We start from the raw sequence: 17,025 nt of genomic DNA, 5'->3' as shown, positions 1-17,025 counted from the left end.
TTTTACATACGTAATAATTGTAGATTTATTAAATTATAATATTTTTACCAGTTATTGACAAAGTTTACAGAATAATTAAAATATTTACTATATATACATACTTTAACAACACAAGGGGGTATAAATATGAAACCATATTGGAAAACTTTTTTATTAGTATGTTTAAGTTTAATGCTTGTATTAGCAGCATGTGGCAAAGGGGAAGATAAGGATTCTAAAAAGGAATCAGCTATGGAAAATAAAACTGGAAAAAGTGATGCTAAAGGTGGCACTTTGAAAGTTGGTATCGGCGATGCACCTGAAGGTAACTTCCAAAGTATTTTTGCTGGTACAGCAGGTGATTCTGAAGTTATCGGTTATTTCAACGATGGATTAGTTGATTTCGATGATCATTTACAAATAAAGCCACATATTTTGTCATGGGATAAAAAAGATGGAGACAATTTAACTTATACTTTCAAAATGAAAAAAGGCATTAAGTGGCATGATGGCAATCCACTTACTATTAACGATTGGATTTTTACTTTAGAAACATTAGCTAATAAAGACTATGATGGTCCACGTTATAGTGGTGTTGAGCTTATTAAAGGTGCCGAAGAGAAACATGCTGGTAAAGCAGACAAAGTAGAAGGTATTAAGAAAATAGATGACTACACTGTAGAAATTACATTTAAGAAAGAAAAAGCAAACAATTTATATGCTTTATGGACTGGATCACTTATTAGTGAAAAAGTATTTAAAGATATTCCTGTAAAAGAGATGGCTAAATCTGATGCAGTTCGTAAAAATCCTATAGGTATAGGTCCTTTCAAAGTTAAAAATATTGTTGATGGAGAATCAGTAGAATTTGTTAAGAATAAAGATTATTGGCAAGGTGAACCTAAGTTAGACAAAATTAATTTAAGAGTTGTAGAACAAACTTCAATTGCACAAGCTTTAGAAAAAGGGGAAATTGATATATCTTCTGTTTCACCACCGATTGCTAAAGAAATTAAAGATAGTAAATCTGAAAACGTTAAATTATTAGAATCACCGTCAACATCTTATGCAATTATTGGTTTTGTGTTGAATGATTACGATAAAGAGAAGAATGAAATCGGTAAAGCACGTCCTAAATATCAATCTAAGGAATTAAGACAAGCTATGGCATATGCGATCAATCGTGATGAATGGATTAAAGCATTCTATCATGGTTATGGTAAACCGTTAAATGGTTTAATTCCATCATCACACTGGAGTGGTGCTAAAAAAGGTGAAGTAACAGAATACAAATATGATGTTAAAAAGGCAGAAAAATTATTAGATAAAGCAGGATACAAAGATAAAGATGGTGATGGCTTTAGAGAAGATCCAGATGGTAAAAAGTTTGAAATCAATCTTAAGCACTATGCAGGAACAAACCCAACATTTGAACCTCGTACAGCAGCACTTAAAGGATATTGGGAAAAAATTGGTCTAAAAACAAAAGTAGAAATGGTTGAATTTGGTAAATATAATGATGATTTAGAGAAAGGCTCTAAAGATATGGAAGTATACTTCCGTACTTGGATTCAAGGAGCAGACCCAGATCCATCAGAAATGTATAAATCAACAGCACTTTGGAATGAAACAAGGTATAAAAATGAAAAAGCAGACAAATTATTAGATGAAGCTTTAGACGTAAAAATTGTAGGTGAAGACCAAGATAAGCGTAAGAAGAAATATCTAGAGTGGCAAAAAATCTGGGCAGAAGAAATTCCAGCAATTCCACTTACTGAATTAATTGATACAACAGCTGTAAATAAAAGAGTTAAAAATTATGAAGTTTCATTAAAAGGTGCAAATCCAATCTACGAATGGGCTGTAGAAGAAGATAAATAAATATTTTAGTGCGTTAATTTTTTGAGTCTGGGACGAGTACTAATGTTCCAGACTCTTATCATATCTATTAGTGTAACATTTGAACCTTTATAAAAGGTGAAGGACTTACTAACTAACGGGGGGATAATATGCATGGTAATCATTTATTAGAAATACATAATTTAAGTACGGGATTTGATATAAACGGTAAGAACTACAATGCGATTTCTAATGTTAATTTAACTTTAGAGAAAGGTGAAATCTTGGGGATTGTAGGAGAATCTGGTTCTGGGAAATCGGTGTTAAGTATGTCGATTTTAAAATTATTACCTGAAAAAATTGCGAAAATTAATTCAGGCGAGATCAAATACATGGGTGAACGTATTGATCAATATACAAATGAACAATTAAATAATATTAGAGGAAAAGAACTTGCTATGATTTTCCAAGAACCGATGACATCACTTAATCCAGTATTTACAATAGGTAATCAATTAATTGAAATGATGTTATTACACTTAAATATTTCTAAGAAAGAAGCTAAAGAAAGAGCGATAGATCTATTGAAAAAGGTAGGTATACCAAGAGCACAGCAAGTTATTAACGAGTACCCTCACCAATTATCTGGAGGTATGAGGCAAAGAGTCATGATTGCTATGTCGATTTCTTGCTACCCTAAATTACTTATTGCAGATGAGCCTACAACAGCACTAGATGTAACTGTTCAAGCGCAAATATTAGATTTATTGAAGAATGTTCAAGATGAAACTGATATGGGCGTTATCTTTATTTCACATGACTTAGGAGTTATTGCAGAAATATGTGATACTGTCGCAGTTATGTATGCAGGTAAAATTGTTGAACGTGCTTCAGTGGAAGAAATATTTAATAATCCTAAACATCCATATACGAAATTACTATTAAAAACGATACCAAGATTAGATATCAAACAAGATAAATTAGAAACGATTAAAGGTTCTGTACCTTCAATAGATAAAATACCGAGTGTTGGATGTAACTTTTATGATAGATGCCCATTTGCTATGGACGCCTGTGCAACGACAAATTTAAAAGATATCTCTATAAATGAACAACATAAAGTAACGTGTCATTTATATGATGAATCGATATCAGAAAAAGGGGGTCCATTACATGTCTAATGAGTATGTATTAGAAGTTAAAAATCTTAAACAGTACTACCCAATTAAAGGTGGTGTTTTTCAGCGTAAAGTTGGAGAAGTAAAAGCAGTCGATGGTATTTCTTTCAATATTAAAGCTGGACAAACTGTCGGACTTGTTGGTGAATCAGGATGTGGTAAATCTTCAGCTGGTAGAACCATTTTACAATTACAAAAGGCAACATCTGGAGAAATTATATTTTGTGATCAAGACATTACAAAATTAAAAGGAAAGTCTTTAAGACAAGTGAGAAAAGGATTCCAAATGGTATTCCAAGATCCTTATGCTTCGTTGAATCCAATGCAGATGATTGGAGATATTATTGGAGAGCCAATTAGAAATTATTACAAGAAATCTCAAGAAGAAGTGAAATCAGAAGTGATGGAACTTCTAGAAAAAGTTGGACTTAACGAAGAAGCTTACTATAAATATGCGCATGAATTTTCTGGAGGACAAAGGCAACGTGTAGGTATCGCTAGAGCGCTCGCGTTAAAACCTAAATTGATTATTGCGGATGAACCAGTAAGTGCATTAGACGTATCTGTACAATCTCAAGTATTAAATATCATGGCAGACTTACAAAAAGAATTTGGACTGAGTTACTTATTTATTGCGCATGATTTAAGCGTTGTTAAACATGTAAGTGATTATATATGTGTGATGTATTTAGGACATATCGTAGAAAAAGGACCTGCTGATTTAATATATGAAAATCCTAGACATCCTTATACACAATCGTTAATTTCAGCTATTCCGGAAATAGATCCTTCGAAGCGGAAGAAGAGAATTTTATTAGAAGGTGATTTACCATCACCGAGTAATCCGCCAAAAGGTTGTCCATTCCATACAAGATGTCCTTATGTGAGAAAAGAATGTTCAGTTGAAAAACCGAGCTATCGTAAAGTTGGAGACGAACATTATGCTGCATGTATTCTGCTAGAAGATGAGGTGAAAGTAAATGACAACTCTAATTATTAGAAGATTATTACTCATGGTTCCATTACTATTTTTAATTTCTATTGTTATTTTTGGTTTAGCTAAAATGCAACCAGGAGATACGTTTACTGGTCAAAAGCTACCTAATGTTAGTTCGAAATATTATGAAGAACAAAGAGAAAAATTAGGACTTAATGATCCGCTCTATAAACAGTATCTTACATGGGGGAATAAAATACTTCATGGAGAATTAGGTGATTCAATTAGATATAAAAGACCAGTTATGGATTTAGTAAAAGAACGTATGCCTAATACGATTTTATTAGGTGTTATCAGTTTAGTCATTACATATATGATTGCATTTCCACTTGGCATAATTTCGGGTAGGAAACCATATAGTTTATACGATTATAGTATACAAGTGTTGAATTATCTTATGTTAGCCATACCTTCATTTGTAGCTGGTGTGTTTGCAATATATGTATTTGCATTTCAATTAGGCTGGTTTCCATTTTCAGGATCTGTTGAAATAGGACTTGAACAAGGTAGTTTGGCATATTATATAAGTAAGTTATATCACGCTATTTTACCAGGAATGATATTGGGGTTATTATCAACTGCAAGTTATATACAATTCTTACGAAATGACATTATCGAAGTATCGAGAAAAGATTATATACGTACAGCACGTTCGAAAGGGTTATCGGAATCTAAAATTTATAATAAACATATTTTAAGAAATTCAATCATTCCGATTGTTACATTTTTTGGATCTGACGTATTATCTGTATTTGGTGGAGCAGTTATAACTGAATCAATCTTTTCTTATCCTGGAATTGGGAAGTTGCTGATTGAATCTATTGGTGGTAAAGATTATCCACTCATGATGTCGTTATTATTATTCTTTTCATTTTTAGGGTTATTAGCCAATTTAATTTCGGATATTTCATATAGTTTAGTAGATCCACGAATCAAGAGTAACTAAGGGGGGATAATATGAGTAAGCAAGATAAAATCAAAAACAAATCGCCTTTGACAATTGCAAGAAACAAATTTATACGTAACAAACCAGCTATGTTTGCGACCTTAATATTATCTTTAATATTCTTTGTATCTATAATATCACCTCTCATAGCACCATATGATCCAAACTTGCAAAATTTAGTCATGATTAAAGGTGAAATGACAACTGAGCATTGGTTGGGGACAGATTCAGGTGGTAGAGACATACTGAGTAGATTATTGTATTCTGGTAGAGTTTCACTCATTTTCGGTCTCGTTACGACTGTAGGATTAATGTTAATTGGAATATTAGTCGGCATGCTTTCAGGATATTATGGAGGATGGGTTGATACAATACTTATGCGTTTCACAGAGTTTGTGATGCTCTTTCCTTTTATACCATTCGCTGTTGTATTGAATGCGACTTTTAGCGGTAAAATTGAAAACAAATATGGATCTGCTTTAATACTTGCAATCGTACTGATTGCATTGTCATGGGTTGGTATTGCACGTATTGTTCGCGGTAAAGTATTGCAAGAAAAAGAAAATGAATATTTTTTAGCAGCTCAATCAATTGGAACACCTGTTTATAAAATTTTGTTAAAGCATTTATTACCTAATATACTGAGCGTTATTATTGTACAAGCAACATTAGTATTTGCAGTCCAAATTGTAGCAGAAGCGGGATTAAGCTTTTTAGGATTTGGTATTGATAAGACTGTTCCGACATGGGGTAATATGCTAACTGATGCGCAAGAAGGAGATATTTTGAGAAGTAAACCATGGATTTGGATGCCGCCAGCGATCATCATTACGGTTACGATTTTATGTATTAACTTTATAGGTGAAGGTTTAAAAGATGCACTGAATCCAAAATCAGTTCGTTAAGTACAGAAAGCTCAGATAAAAATTTTTAATGTATTTTTACAACACATCATGTGACCTGCACACCTTATGATTTACTTTTACACAATATTGATTTAGAATTGGTATATAAAGAATTAAGATATCTCTTAAAGAAAGTTGCAATTCTTTCAGACTTTTATATTTATGTATACCCAATTCATGAATATAATACATCTTAAATTTTAGAAAGGTGATCAAAATGGATAATAACCAACCAAAAGACGTTATTCTCATTGGTGCTGGTATTTTAAGTACGACATTTGGTTCTTTTTTGAAAAATATTGAACCAGATTGGAATATTAAGTTATTCGAAAGATTAGAACAACCAGCTATTGAAAGTTCAAATGAAAAAAATAATGCTGGTACAGGTCATGCTGCGCTATGCGAATTAAACTACACAGTTGAGCAAGAGGACGGTTCAATTGATGTTGAAAGAGCGAAAGAAATTAACGAGCAATTCGAAATTTCTAAGCAATTTTGGTCATACTTAGTTAAGAGTAAAGCTATCGAGAATCCACAAGAATTCATTAGACCATTACCTCACATTAGTTTCGTAATGGGTATTCGAAATGTAGATTTCTTAAAACGTCGTTATGATGCATTAAAATCTCTACCAATGTTTGAAGGCTTAACTTATACAGAAGATCATAAAGTATTAGCTGAGTGGATGCCTTTAATGATGAAAGGTCGTAATTCAAACGAACCCCTTGCAGCAAGTAAAATTGACGAAGGTACAGATGTTAACTTCGGTGAATTAACACGTAAATTAGTTAAAAATATCGAAAAACACGAAAATGCACAAGTTCATTTCCGTCATGAAGTAGTAGACTTTAAACAACTTTCTAATAGTAAATGGGAAGTTAAAGTTCGTAACTTAGAAACTGGTAAAGTAGAAACGCATGTTGCTGATTATATCTTTATCGGTGCAGGTGGACATGCCATTCCATTACTACAAAAAACAAAAATTCCTGAAAGTAGACATCTTGGAGGATTCCCAATTAGTGGTGCATTCTTAGTATGTAACAACCCTAAAGTTGTAAGTGAACATAATGCCAAAGTTTATGGTAAAGAGCCACCTGGCACACCACCAATGACTGTACCTCACTTAGACAGACGTTATATTCAAGGAAAAGAAAGTTTACTATTTGGTCCATTCGCAGCAATCGGTCCAAAATTCTTGAAAAACGGATCTAACTTAGATTTATTTAAATCTATTAATACAAGTAATGTTGTGACAATGTTATCTTCAGGTGTTAAAAACTTATCACTTGTAAAATATTCAATTCAACAAGTATTACAACGTAAAGAAGATCGTATGAAAGAATTGCGTCGATTTGTACCAGATGCAAAAGACGAAGATTGGGATATTCATATCGCTGGTAAACGTGTACAAGTTATTAAAGATACAGAAGAACATGGCCGTGGATTTATTCAATTCGGTACAGAAGTTGTAAATTCAGAAGACCATACTGTAATTGCTTTATTAGGTGAATCACCAGGAGCATCAACATCAGTATCTGTAGCTTTAGAAGTAATCGAGAAGAACTTCCCTCAATATATGGATAAATGGGAATCTAAAATTAAAGAAATCATCCCTTCATATGGTGAATCTTTAATCGAAGATACTGCTTTATTGAAGAAAACTCGTAAACAAACAGCAGAAGCTTTAGAATTAAACAAATAATGTTGAACAACAGAAGCCATTCCGTTAAGTCGGAATGGCTTTTTTATGTTTAAACGCACGAAGACTAAGAGATATCGTGCGCTAAGGTATAAAATCAGGGTGTAACGCACGAAGACTGGAAGATATCGTGCGCTGAGGTACGAAATCAGGGTGTAACGCACGAAGACTGAGAGATATCGTGCGCTGAGGTATAAAATCAGGGTGTAACGCACGAAGACTAAGAAATATCGTGCGCTGAGGTATAAAATCAGGGCATAACGCACGAAGACTAAGAAATATCGTGCGCTGAGGTACGAAATCAGGGCATAACGCACGAAGACTGAGAGATATCGTGCGCTAAGGTATAAAATCAGGGTGTAACGCACGAAGACTAAGAAATATCGTGCGCGTATAAATGAATCGTTCAATTCTTAAGAAATCCTACTTTTAGAATTGTCCACTCCAACTATTCCTTCTTATTATTTGCTTGTGTATTATTATTTCATTTATCAAACAATAAAATTTCAAATTATTTTAGTGTGAGATGTGATTTTTTAGCTTGGTGATTGGTATTTCAATGATTGTATATATACGATGCATGAGTAATTTAATAGTCTTAATATTTTATTTATATAACTTATATTTTTATAGATGTAATAAGTAACAGTAGATAATAAGGTTCTAAACGATAGATAATTATTTTGAAAAATATTATAGCTACGGTATGTGAGGAGGTACTAAGTGTTAGTTGCAATTATTGCGAATTTGTAATTAAAAAGATATTGTCGTATACCTTTTTACTTTTCTTTCATATTTACACTATGTTATATTTACTAATGTAAGGGCTTACATTTTATTGGGGAGGTCTTTTATGGAATGATTGTAATTATGAAAGATAGGGGATAATCGTATGCAAATTATTTCGTTCGAAGATTTGAAAGACATTGTCAAAAGTGGAGATGTTATTTCACTGGCAGCTTTATCAGTGAGTAATTTACCTGTGAGTGTCTTAAAGCATTTGGTTAAAGCTCATGATGATTATGGAAATCTTAATGATTTAACTTTTATGGTTGCGAATGATATTAGTGATTATCGTGGTGATGGTTATGATTTAGATTCATTTGTGAGTAGAGGTATGGTTAAAAGGCTCATTATGAGTATTATCATTGGTTCACCTAAAACGATAGAAGCGATAAAGAATAATGATGTAGAAGCATATTTTGTACCGCAAGGATTGTTAGCTACACATTATCGTAATTCGTTAGCCAAATTTCCAGATATGATTTCTAAAATAGGTTTACACACTTCCGTGGATCCTAGATTTGATGGCGGAAAAGTCAATGATGTGACTAAGGAAGATATCGTTTCTTTATTAGAAATTAATAATGAGGAATATTTACAATATAAATTTCCTAAAGTTGATATTGCATTGCTTCGTGGTACATACGCTGATAGCGAGGGGAACATTTATATGCATCATGAAGCACATTTGGGAGAGGGCTATGGTGCTGCTTTAGCGGCGCATCAAAATGGCGGAAAAGTTATTGTACAAGTTAAAGAAATTGTACAACATGGTAGCTTTAAACCGACAGAAGTCTTTATTCCTGGAGAGCTTGTGGATTATGTATGTGTAAATGATGACCCAAAACATCATAGACAGACCATTCAAAATTATTATGACCCAGCTATTTCGGGTGAATATAAAGTGCTTAGTATGCCTGAACCAGTTAATGAATTGAGTACACGTAAAGTGATTTTACGACGAGCTGCCCAATTTTTAAATGTAGGTAATGTTGTGAGTATAGGGTTTGGTATTAACAATGAATTATCGAATTTATTGGTTGAGGAAAAAGCTGAAGATTTAGTTCAACTGAATATAGATACAGGTGTATTTGGTGGAATGATAGGAAGTGGTCAAAACTTCGGATTAAATTACAATTTAGATGCGAAGATGCGACATGAAATGACATGGGACTTTATTTATAGCGGAGGCATAGATGTAGCTTATTTAAGCTTTGCTGAAGTGGATCAGTTTGGTAATGTCAATGTTTCAAAATATGGCGATAGAATGAATGGTTGTGGGGGATTCATAGATATTAGTCAAACGGTCCAAAAAATTATTTTCTCAGGAACAATGGTAGTAGGAAGTAAGACTACTTGGAATGATAAAGGTTTAGTTGTTGAAAAAGAAGGTCATGCTCAGAAATTTGTTGAACAAGTGCATAATATGGACTTCAATGCATCATATGCTAAGTCGTTAAATCAAGAGGTCTATTATGTAACGGAACGCGCTGTATTCCAATTAACCGATGAAGGTGTCAAATTAATTGAAATTGCAGCTGGATTAGATTTAGAGAATGATATTCTATCCAATATAGCATTTCAACCGATAATTGCTGAAGAACTTAAAGTAACGGATCAGCAAATTTATCAAGAAAATTGGGGAGGATTGCAACAATGTATTAAAGACAATGGTTCAAACTATTAAGGGGGTAGTTTAATATGAATTACGATTGGATTAAAACGAGAGCGCAATATGACGAAGAAAAGGCGGCAGTTACCGATCCACTAAAAGGAACAGAATGGACTTATCAAGATTTAAATATTCGTGCTGAGAACTTAGCCAACCATCTTGAAGAACAAGGTATTAAAAAGGGAGATGTCGTTGGGATATTTGCACCAAATGATGTAGCGGTGATTGACTTACTATTCGCTTCATTTAAGATTGGCGCAGTATACTTCCCAATGAACTGGAGACTCAAACCGAACGAAATTGAAAGTGTTATTGAAGATTCAGGTGTGAAGTTTATATTCTATGCAAATCGTCATTTAAGTAGTTTACAAGGGATTGCAGATGACTATTTACACATGGATATAGATTCACCTGAATATGATGAACTTGTAAATCCTAAAAATCATAAACCATTCAAGACAGTAGATGTAGGTCGTGATGATTTAGCGGCATTAATGTACACAAGTGGTACAACAGGATTACCAAAGGGTGTCATGTTCACTTATGACTCATTCACATCGAATGCGATTAATACGATACTCACTTATAAAGTGAATTCAGGATTTTCATCTATTATTTCGTTACCAATGTTCCATGTATTTGGATTTAATGATTTAGTCATTCCATTGTTGATGGCAGGTGGCTCACTCGTATTACATCGTTACTTCGAAGGTGAACAACTCAATGATTTAATGGCTAAATATAAACCGAATTACTTATCGCTTATTCCAACAATGTATTACGCCATGTTAGTAGCACCTAACTTTGATGTGAAGAATTTTGACAATATTGATTTTCTTATTCAAGGTGGTTCAGCACCGTTACCTGGTGTTCAGAAAAAATTTGCAAGCATGGGGTTAAATATTATTAATGGTTATGGCTTAACAGAAGCACCATTAGCGATGATAAATACACCTACTAATTCACTTAAAAAGCCAATGAGTATAGGGAAGCCTGTCATGTACGTAGAATCAAGATTATTTGATGAAGATTTTAATGACGTACCTATAGGTGAAATTGGTGAATTAGCGATTAAAGGTAAACAAGTTACACCTGGTTATTGGCAAAAACAAGAAGAAACGGATAAATCTTTCCATGATGGCTACTTCTTAACAGGTGATTTAGCACGTATAGATGAAGATGGCGATATATTTATCGTAGATAGAAAGAAAGAACTGATTATTACAGGTGGAGAGAACGTCTTGCCATCTGAAGTTGAAATTGTTCTAGCTGGTCATCCACTCGTAGCACAATGTGTTGTCGTAGGTTATGAAAATGAAAAATTTGGAGAAACTGTAGCGGCTGCTGTGTTACTCAATGAACAAGACCCAGATTTCGTAGAGAAATTAGATGCTTATATGCGTGAGAACTTAGCGAGTTATAAAGTACCTAAGAATTATCTATCCGTAACGAAAATGCCATTAACTTCAACTGCTAAACCAGATAAGTTAGAAGTGAAAGCTATGATGAAGAGAAAGTTTCAACAATAAACAAAGATGACGCTAACATGAATACTAAATTTTTTTTAGATGTAAATGTAAGCGCTTTAATAATATTTGGAGGTCATATATATGTCAACAAAATTAGAAACATTAAAAGCATTATTTCCAGAGGATGTACTGAATATTTCGAAACAATTAACAGATGGTGAAGTGAAGTTCTTAAAACAACTTGATGATTTATTAGAAGAAAAATATCGTCCAACAATCAACGAACATTGGGTGAATGCAACAGTGCCAGAAGACTTCTTCGATGATATGGGTAAACTCAACTATTTCCAAAACCCATTATTATTTGAAGGGCGTGAAGGTGCTAAGACACCTAGTCAATTATTCCAATTTTTCATGTCTTATGTTGTAGCACGATTCGATGTATCTTTAGTGACATTATTAGGTGTCCATCAAGGATTGGGACATAATTCATTCTTATTTGGTGGTAGTAAAGAACAAATTGCTTACTACATCCCTAAATTACAATCACATGAATTAAGAACATGCTTTGCGTTAACAGAACCAGAACACGGATCAGATGTTGCAGGTGGACTTGAAACAACTGCAAAACGTGAAGGCGATAAATGGATTTTAAATGGTGAAAAGAAATGGATAGGCGGCGCGAATTTAGCAGATGTTATTCCGGTATATGCTGTTGATGTTGAAACAGGTAAACCTAAAGGCTTTATTATTAGACCAGAACAAGCAGGTGTAGATATTGAAGTGATTGAAAATAAAATCGCTTTAAGAATTATTCCTAATACAATTATTAAATTAGACAATGTAGAAGTTGAAGAAGATCAAAGACTTCAAAATATAAATGGCTTTAAAGATATTGCGAAAGTACTTTATTCTACACGTGCAGGAGTTGCATATATGGCAACGGGTGCTTTAGCAGGTGCTTTACGCGCAACGCTTGATTATGTAACAGAACGTAAACAGTTCGGTAAAGAAATTAGTAAATATCAATTAATCCAAGAAAAATTAGCTATGATGCAAGGAAATTTAGCACATTCAATGTCTATATGTGCCCAACTTGCTAGAATGCAAGAAAATGGTGAGTATGACGAAGTTGCCACTTCAACTGCTAAGATGATGAATTCACTTAGATTAAGAGAATCTGTAGCAATGGGTCGAGGTATCACAGGTGGTAACGGTATTTTAGCTGAATATGATATTGCGAGATTCTTCTCAGATGCAGAAGCAGTATACACATATGAAGGTACACACGAGATCAATGCACTGTTAATTGGACGTGCATTAACTGGAGATTCAGCATTTATTTAAGCTAACTGAGCAAGACGAAACACACTCAGAATATATGAATTTGGAGGACTTTTTATGACGATAAGTAAAGCGACCGTTCTAGGTGCAGGTACAATGGGTAGTCAAATTGCTGCACTATTAGTGAATGCAGGTTTAAAAGTAAAATTATTAGATATAGTAATCGATGAAAAAGACCCGAATAAAATTTCTAAAAAAGCATATGATGTGATTACAGATGCTAAAAGACCTTTATTATTCGATTTAGAGTTTGCATCTAATTTATCTTACGGTAATTTTCAAGATGATTTAACAGGTGAAGATGATGCTGATATTTATATTGAAGCGGTTAAAGAAGAATTAGATATTAAACATCAAGTTTGGAAACAAGTTACTCAAGTTGCGAAAGATAATGCGATATTTGCAACGAATACTTCAGGTATTCCAATTGAAGCAATATCTAAAGCATTTAGTGATCAAGATAAAGAAAGATTTTTAGGATTACATTTCTTTAATCCACCTCGCATTATGAAACTTGTAGAGGTCATTCCGAATCGTAATACGTCAGATGCGATCGTTGAAAGAACACAAGTATTTGCTGAAGAAGTACTTGGTAAAGGTGTTGTCGTTGCGAATGACGTGCCTGGATTTGTAGCGAACAGAGTCGGTACACAAACGATGAATGACATTATGTATCGCGGCGAAGAACAAGGATTTTCAATTATTGAAGTAGATGCTTTAACGGGTAGAGCAATTGGTAGACCGAGTACTGGAACATATGGTTTATCTGACTTAGTTGGTTTAGATATAGCCGTTACCGTTACGAGAGGACTCCAACAAGTGCCTGAAGAGCAACCGTATTTCAAAGATACTAAAGTTGCCGATACACTTGTGAAAAATGGCTCGTTAGGTAGAAAAACGAAACAAGGTTTCTATAAAAAAGATAAAAAGACAAGACTTGTTTACGATATAGAAAGCGATTCGTACGTACAACCTGAACCGCCTAAATTCGAAATTCTTACTAAATTTAGTAAAGACTTAAAATCCAATTTAGATGTCATTTTTAATGCTGAAGATGATGCAGGTAAATTCTTATGGGAAACATTAAGAAATAATTTCTATTATTCAGCGATTAATGTTCCTAAAGCTGCATCTGACTTTAAAGATGTAGACCGTGCGCTTGTATGGGGATTTAACTGGAAAAAAGGACCGTTCCAACTTTGGGACTTAATGGGCTTTGACCGTGTTAAAGATAGAATGAAACAAGAACTGGGTGAATTACCTGAATGGATCGAACAACAAAGCGGTGGCTTCTATAAAGAAGGCGAATCAATAGAGCGTGTCACACCGACATCAGCTTTTATTGACCGTGAAGTTTGGAATAGAGAAGATTCTAATTTATCAGTAGCAAACAAAGATCAATTATTACTTAAAATTCAAAGTAAAAATAATATTATATCTGACGGCTTTGCGAACGACTTAATTGAATCTATTGATTTATTAGAACAAGAAGATTATACAAGCATGGTTATATATGCAGATGGCAATAATTTCAGTGTCGGTGCAAACTTGTTCTTAATGAAACAAGCACATGAAAGTCAGAAAGTAGATGAATTAGTAGGTCCAGCAATTGATAAATTACATGAAAGTTTCGGAAGAATGAAATATTCACTTAAACCTATTGTAACTGCAGTTCACGGTAGAGCTTTAGGTGGCGGTTGTGAAGTTGTCTTACATTCACCATTTATCGTTGCTGCGAGTGAAACGTATATTGGACTAGTTGAAACTGGTGTAGGTCTATTACCTTCAGGTGGTGGATTAGCAGAGTTTGCAGATAGAGTGCTTAGAACAAATCATAAAAATGATGACAAACAAGCATCGATTACGAAAGTATTAATGAATGTAGGCTTAGCTAAAGTATCTACAAATGCATACGAAGCTAAGAGATATGGTTATTTAAGAGATATCGATACAATCATTTTCAACAAAGAAAGACGTGTTGAAGTTGCTTTAAATAAAGCGAGATATGAATCTGAAGCAAACTATATTCCTAAACCTAAAACTCAATATCCAGCGCTAGGCAGAGATTTTAAAGCTTTAGCACAAGCTGAACTAGATGCGCAAAGAATTGGTCACTTCATTAGTGATTATGATTACGAAATTACTTTAAAAGTTGCACATATACTTGCAGGTGGAGATTTACCTCGTAATACGTATATTAATCAACGATATATTCAAAAGCTTGAACGAGAAGGCTTTTTATCTCTACTCAAAAATGAAAAAACATATGATCGTATTACGCATATGTTAGAAAAAGGTAAACCATTACGTAACTAATGAAGTGTTGAATAAGAGAGGATGGATATCAATGCAAGAGGCATATATAGTAGCATACGGACGTTCTGCAGCAGGTAAAGCTAAACCAGGTGGTGCATTATTTCATGAAAGACCTGATGAAGTTGCAGCTCAAGTATTAAAAGGTGTACTCAATCGTGTAGGTGGTACATTTGATGGTAGTATGGTTCAAGATGTTATCGTGGGGAACTCTTTTCCAGAAGGATTACAAGGTCAAAATATCGCACGTTCAATAGCATTACTTGCTGGATTACCAAATGAAGTTCCTGGACAAACGGTTAATCGTTATTGTTCTTCAGGCTTGCAAACTATTGCGATAGCAGCAAATGAAATTATGTCTGAGCAGGCAGATGTGCTTGTAGCAGGTGGCGTTGAATTAATGAGTGCCGTACCAATGGGTGGTAATGAGCCAACGAATAATCCGGAGTTACAAGAAGCGGATACAGGTGTTTCTTATCCAATGGGACTAACGGCAGAAATGGTTGCTGAAGAATACAAAGTTTCAAGAGAAGAACAAGATGCTTATGCAGTTGAAAGTCATAAAAGAGCATCAGAAGCACAAAAATCAGGTAAGTTTGAAGATGAAATTATACCAATTGAAGTGCATAAAGTTAAATACGATGAGAACGGTCCAAATGTGACGAAAGAAATATTTAAACAAGATGAACTCATTCGTCCAGAAACAGATTTAGAAACATTATCTAAATTAAGAACAGTATTTAAAGCTGACGGCACAGTTACAGCAGGCACATCGGCTCCACTTACAGACGGAGCAGGATTTGTTGTATTGATGTCAGGCGATAAAGTAAAAGAATTAGGCGTTAAACCAATTGCTAAATTTGTAGGATTTAAAGCGGTAGGTGTAGATCCTAAATTAATGGGCATAGGACCAGCTTATGCAATACCAGAAGTATTAGAATTAACGAATTTATCAGTAGATGATATCGACTTAGTAGAACTCAATGAAGCATTCGCATCACAAACAGTAGCATCTATTAACGAAGCAGGGTTAGATATTAATAAGACAAACGTTAACGGTGGTGCAATAGCGCTCGGTCACCCACTCGGTGCAACAGGTGCTATGTTAACAGGTAAACTATTGTCAGAAATGAGTAAACGCCCAGACTCCAAATACGGTATGGTAACAATGTGTATCGGCGTCGGAATGGGAGCAGCAGGCATATTTGAATATGTAAGATAATATATGTAAAGCATTCGATCATACGGTCGAATGCTTTTTTTGTTGGTGTGAGGGGGTGAGTGTGTTAGAGATTTGGGGGAGAGGTGGGGTATTCTTGGCTTAATGGTTGAGTAAAGCCAAGAGATGGGTGAAGTCGTGGCTTAAGTACAGAGTAAAGCCAAGAGATGGCCCAAGTCGTGGCTTAAATACAGAGTAAAGCCAAGAGATGGCCCAAGTCGTGGCTTAAGTACAGAATAAAGCCAAGAGATAGTGAAAGTCGTGGCTTAAGTACAGAATAAAGCCAAGAGATGGATGAAGTCGTGGCTTAAGTACAGAATAAAGCCAAGAGATAGCCCAAGTCTTGGCTTAAGTACAGAATAAAGCCAAGAGATAGTGAAAGTCTTGGCTTAAGTACAGAGTAAAGCCAAGAGATGGCCCAAGTCATGGCTTAAGTACAGAGTAAAGCCAAGAGATGGTCCAAGTCGTGGCTTAAGTACAGAGTAAAGCCAAGAGATGGCCCAAGTCGTGGCTTAAATCCTGAATAAAGCCAAGACATCTCTCCAAATCTCATCTCAAATAAAAAAGAGGCTGAGACATAAAGTATGTCTCAGCCAGTTTTAGTATCTTGGAAGTAGATGACTGAATTGAAATAAGCTTGTTTCAAGCTTATTCAACTCTAGTCATCCTTGTCGGGGCGGGA

11 protein-coding genes are annotated in these 17,025 nt (G+C 34.4%); all 11 read left to right on the top strand.

Annotated features, from left to right (window positions below; translation table 11 throughout):
* The first annotated feature begins 126 nt into the window (after positions 1-126).
* The 11 genes from opp4A (at position 127) to LQ673_RS04325 (ending at position 16,346) form a co-directional block, all read left to right on the top strand.
* Positions 127-1,860 carry an oligopeptide ABC transporter substrate-binding protein gene (opp4A, locus tag LQ673_RS04375; protein ID WP_037589224.1) on the top strand — a complete coding sequence of 578 codons (1,734 nt, stop codon included), beginning with the start codon at positions 127-129 and terminating at the stop codon, positions 1,858-1,860.
* A gap of 128 nt (positions 1,861-1,988) precedes the next feature.
* The gene (locus LQ673_RS04370) at positions 1,989-2,999 is read left to right on the top strand and encodes an ABC transporter ATP-binding protein (protein WP_196308347.1); all 1,011 of its coding nucleotides are present in this window, start codon (positions 1,989-1,991) and stop codon (positions 2,997-2,999) included.
* A complete protein-coding gene (locus LQ673_RS04365) occupies positions 2,992-3,996 on the top strand; it encodes an ABC transporter ATP-binding protein (RefSeq protein ID WP_037589226.1) in 1,005 nt (334 codons plus the stop codon). Before LQ673_RS04370 ends, LQ673_RS04365 begins: the two co-directional genes overlap by 8 nt.
* On the top strand, positions 3,977-4,939 hold the full coding sequence (opp4B, locus tag LQ673_RS04360; protein WP_239705856.1) for an oligopeptide ABC transporter permease: 963 nt from the start codon (positions 3,977-3,979) through the stop codon (positions 4,937-4,939). Before LQ673_RS04365 ends, opp4B begins: the two co-directional genes overlap by 20 nt.
* Positions 4,940-4,950: 11 nt before the next feature.
* Complete coding sequence (gene opp4C / locus LQ673_RS04355; RefSeq protein ID WP_037589228.1) at positions 4,951-5,844, top strand: oligopeptide ABC transporter permease; 894 nt, start codon at positions 4,951-4,953, stop codon at positions 5,842-5,844.
* A 217-nt stretch (positions 5,845-6,061) separates the two neighbouring features.
* Positions 6,062-7,546, top strand: a complete 1,485-nt coding sequence (gene mqo / locus LQ673_RS04350; RefSeq protein WP_025907630.1) for a malate dehydrogenase (quinone) — start codon at positions 6,062-6,064, stop codon at positions 7,544-7,546.
* An 889-nt stretch (positions 7,547-8,435) separates the two neighbouring features.
* Positions 8,436-10,013, top strand: a complete 1,578-nt coding sequence (gene fadX / locus LQ673_RS04345) for a fatty acid degradation protein FadX (protein ID WP_239705855.1) — start codon at positions 8,436-8,438, stop codon at positions 10,011-10,013.
* Positions 10,014-10,027: 14 nt separating this feature from the next.
* Positions 10,028-11,527, top strand: a complete 1,500-nt coding sequence (gene fadD, locus LQ673_RS04340; protein ID WP_239705854.1) for a long-chain-fatty-acid--CoA ligase FadD — start codon at positions 10,028-10,030, stop codon at positions 11,525-11,527.
* A gap of 81 nt (positions 11,528-11,608) precedes the next feature.
* Complete coding sequence (fadE, locus tag LQ673_RS04335) at positions 11,609-12,814, top strand: acyl-CoA dehydrogenase FadE (protein ID WP_037589231.1); 1,206 nt, start codon at positions 11,609-11,611, stop codon at positions 12,812-12,814.
* Between the two features lie 54 nt (positions 12,815-12,868).
* A complete protein-coding gene (gene fadB / locus LQ673_RS04330; protein ID WP_196308336.1) occupies positions 12,869-15,127 on the top strand; it encodes a 3-hydroxyacyl-CoA dehydrogenase/crotonase FadB in 2,259 nt (752 codons plus the stop codon).
* 31 nt (positions 15,128-15,158) lie between these two features.
* Positions 15,159-16,346 (top strand): thiolase family protein, encoded by a 1,188-nt coding sequence (locus LQ673_RS04325; RefSeq protein ID WP_107576754.1) that lies wholly within the window; start codon positions 15,159-15,161, stop codon positions 16,344-16,346.
* Positions 16,347-17,025 lie beyond the last annotated feature (679 nt).

The organism is Mammaliicoccus sp. O-M54, from assembly GCF_022386035.1.
Lineage (GTDB): Bacteria > Bacillota > Bacilli > Staphylococcales > Staphylococcaceae > Mammaliicoccus > Mammaliicoccus sciuri_A.
The sequence above is the reverse complement of the archived record's forward strand: the minus strand, read 5'-3'. Positions and strand labels throughout refer to the sequence as shown.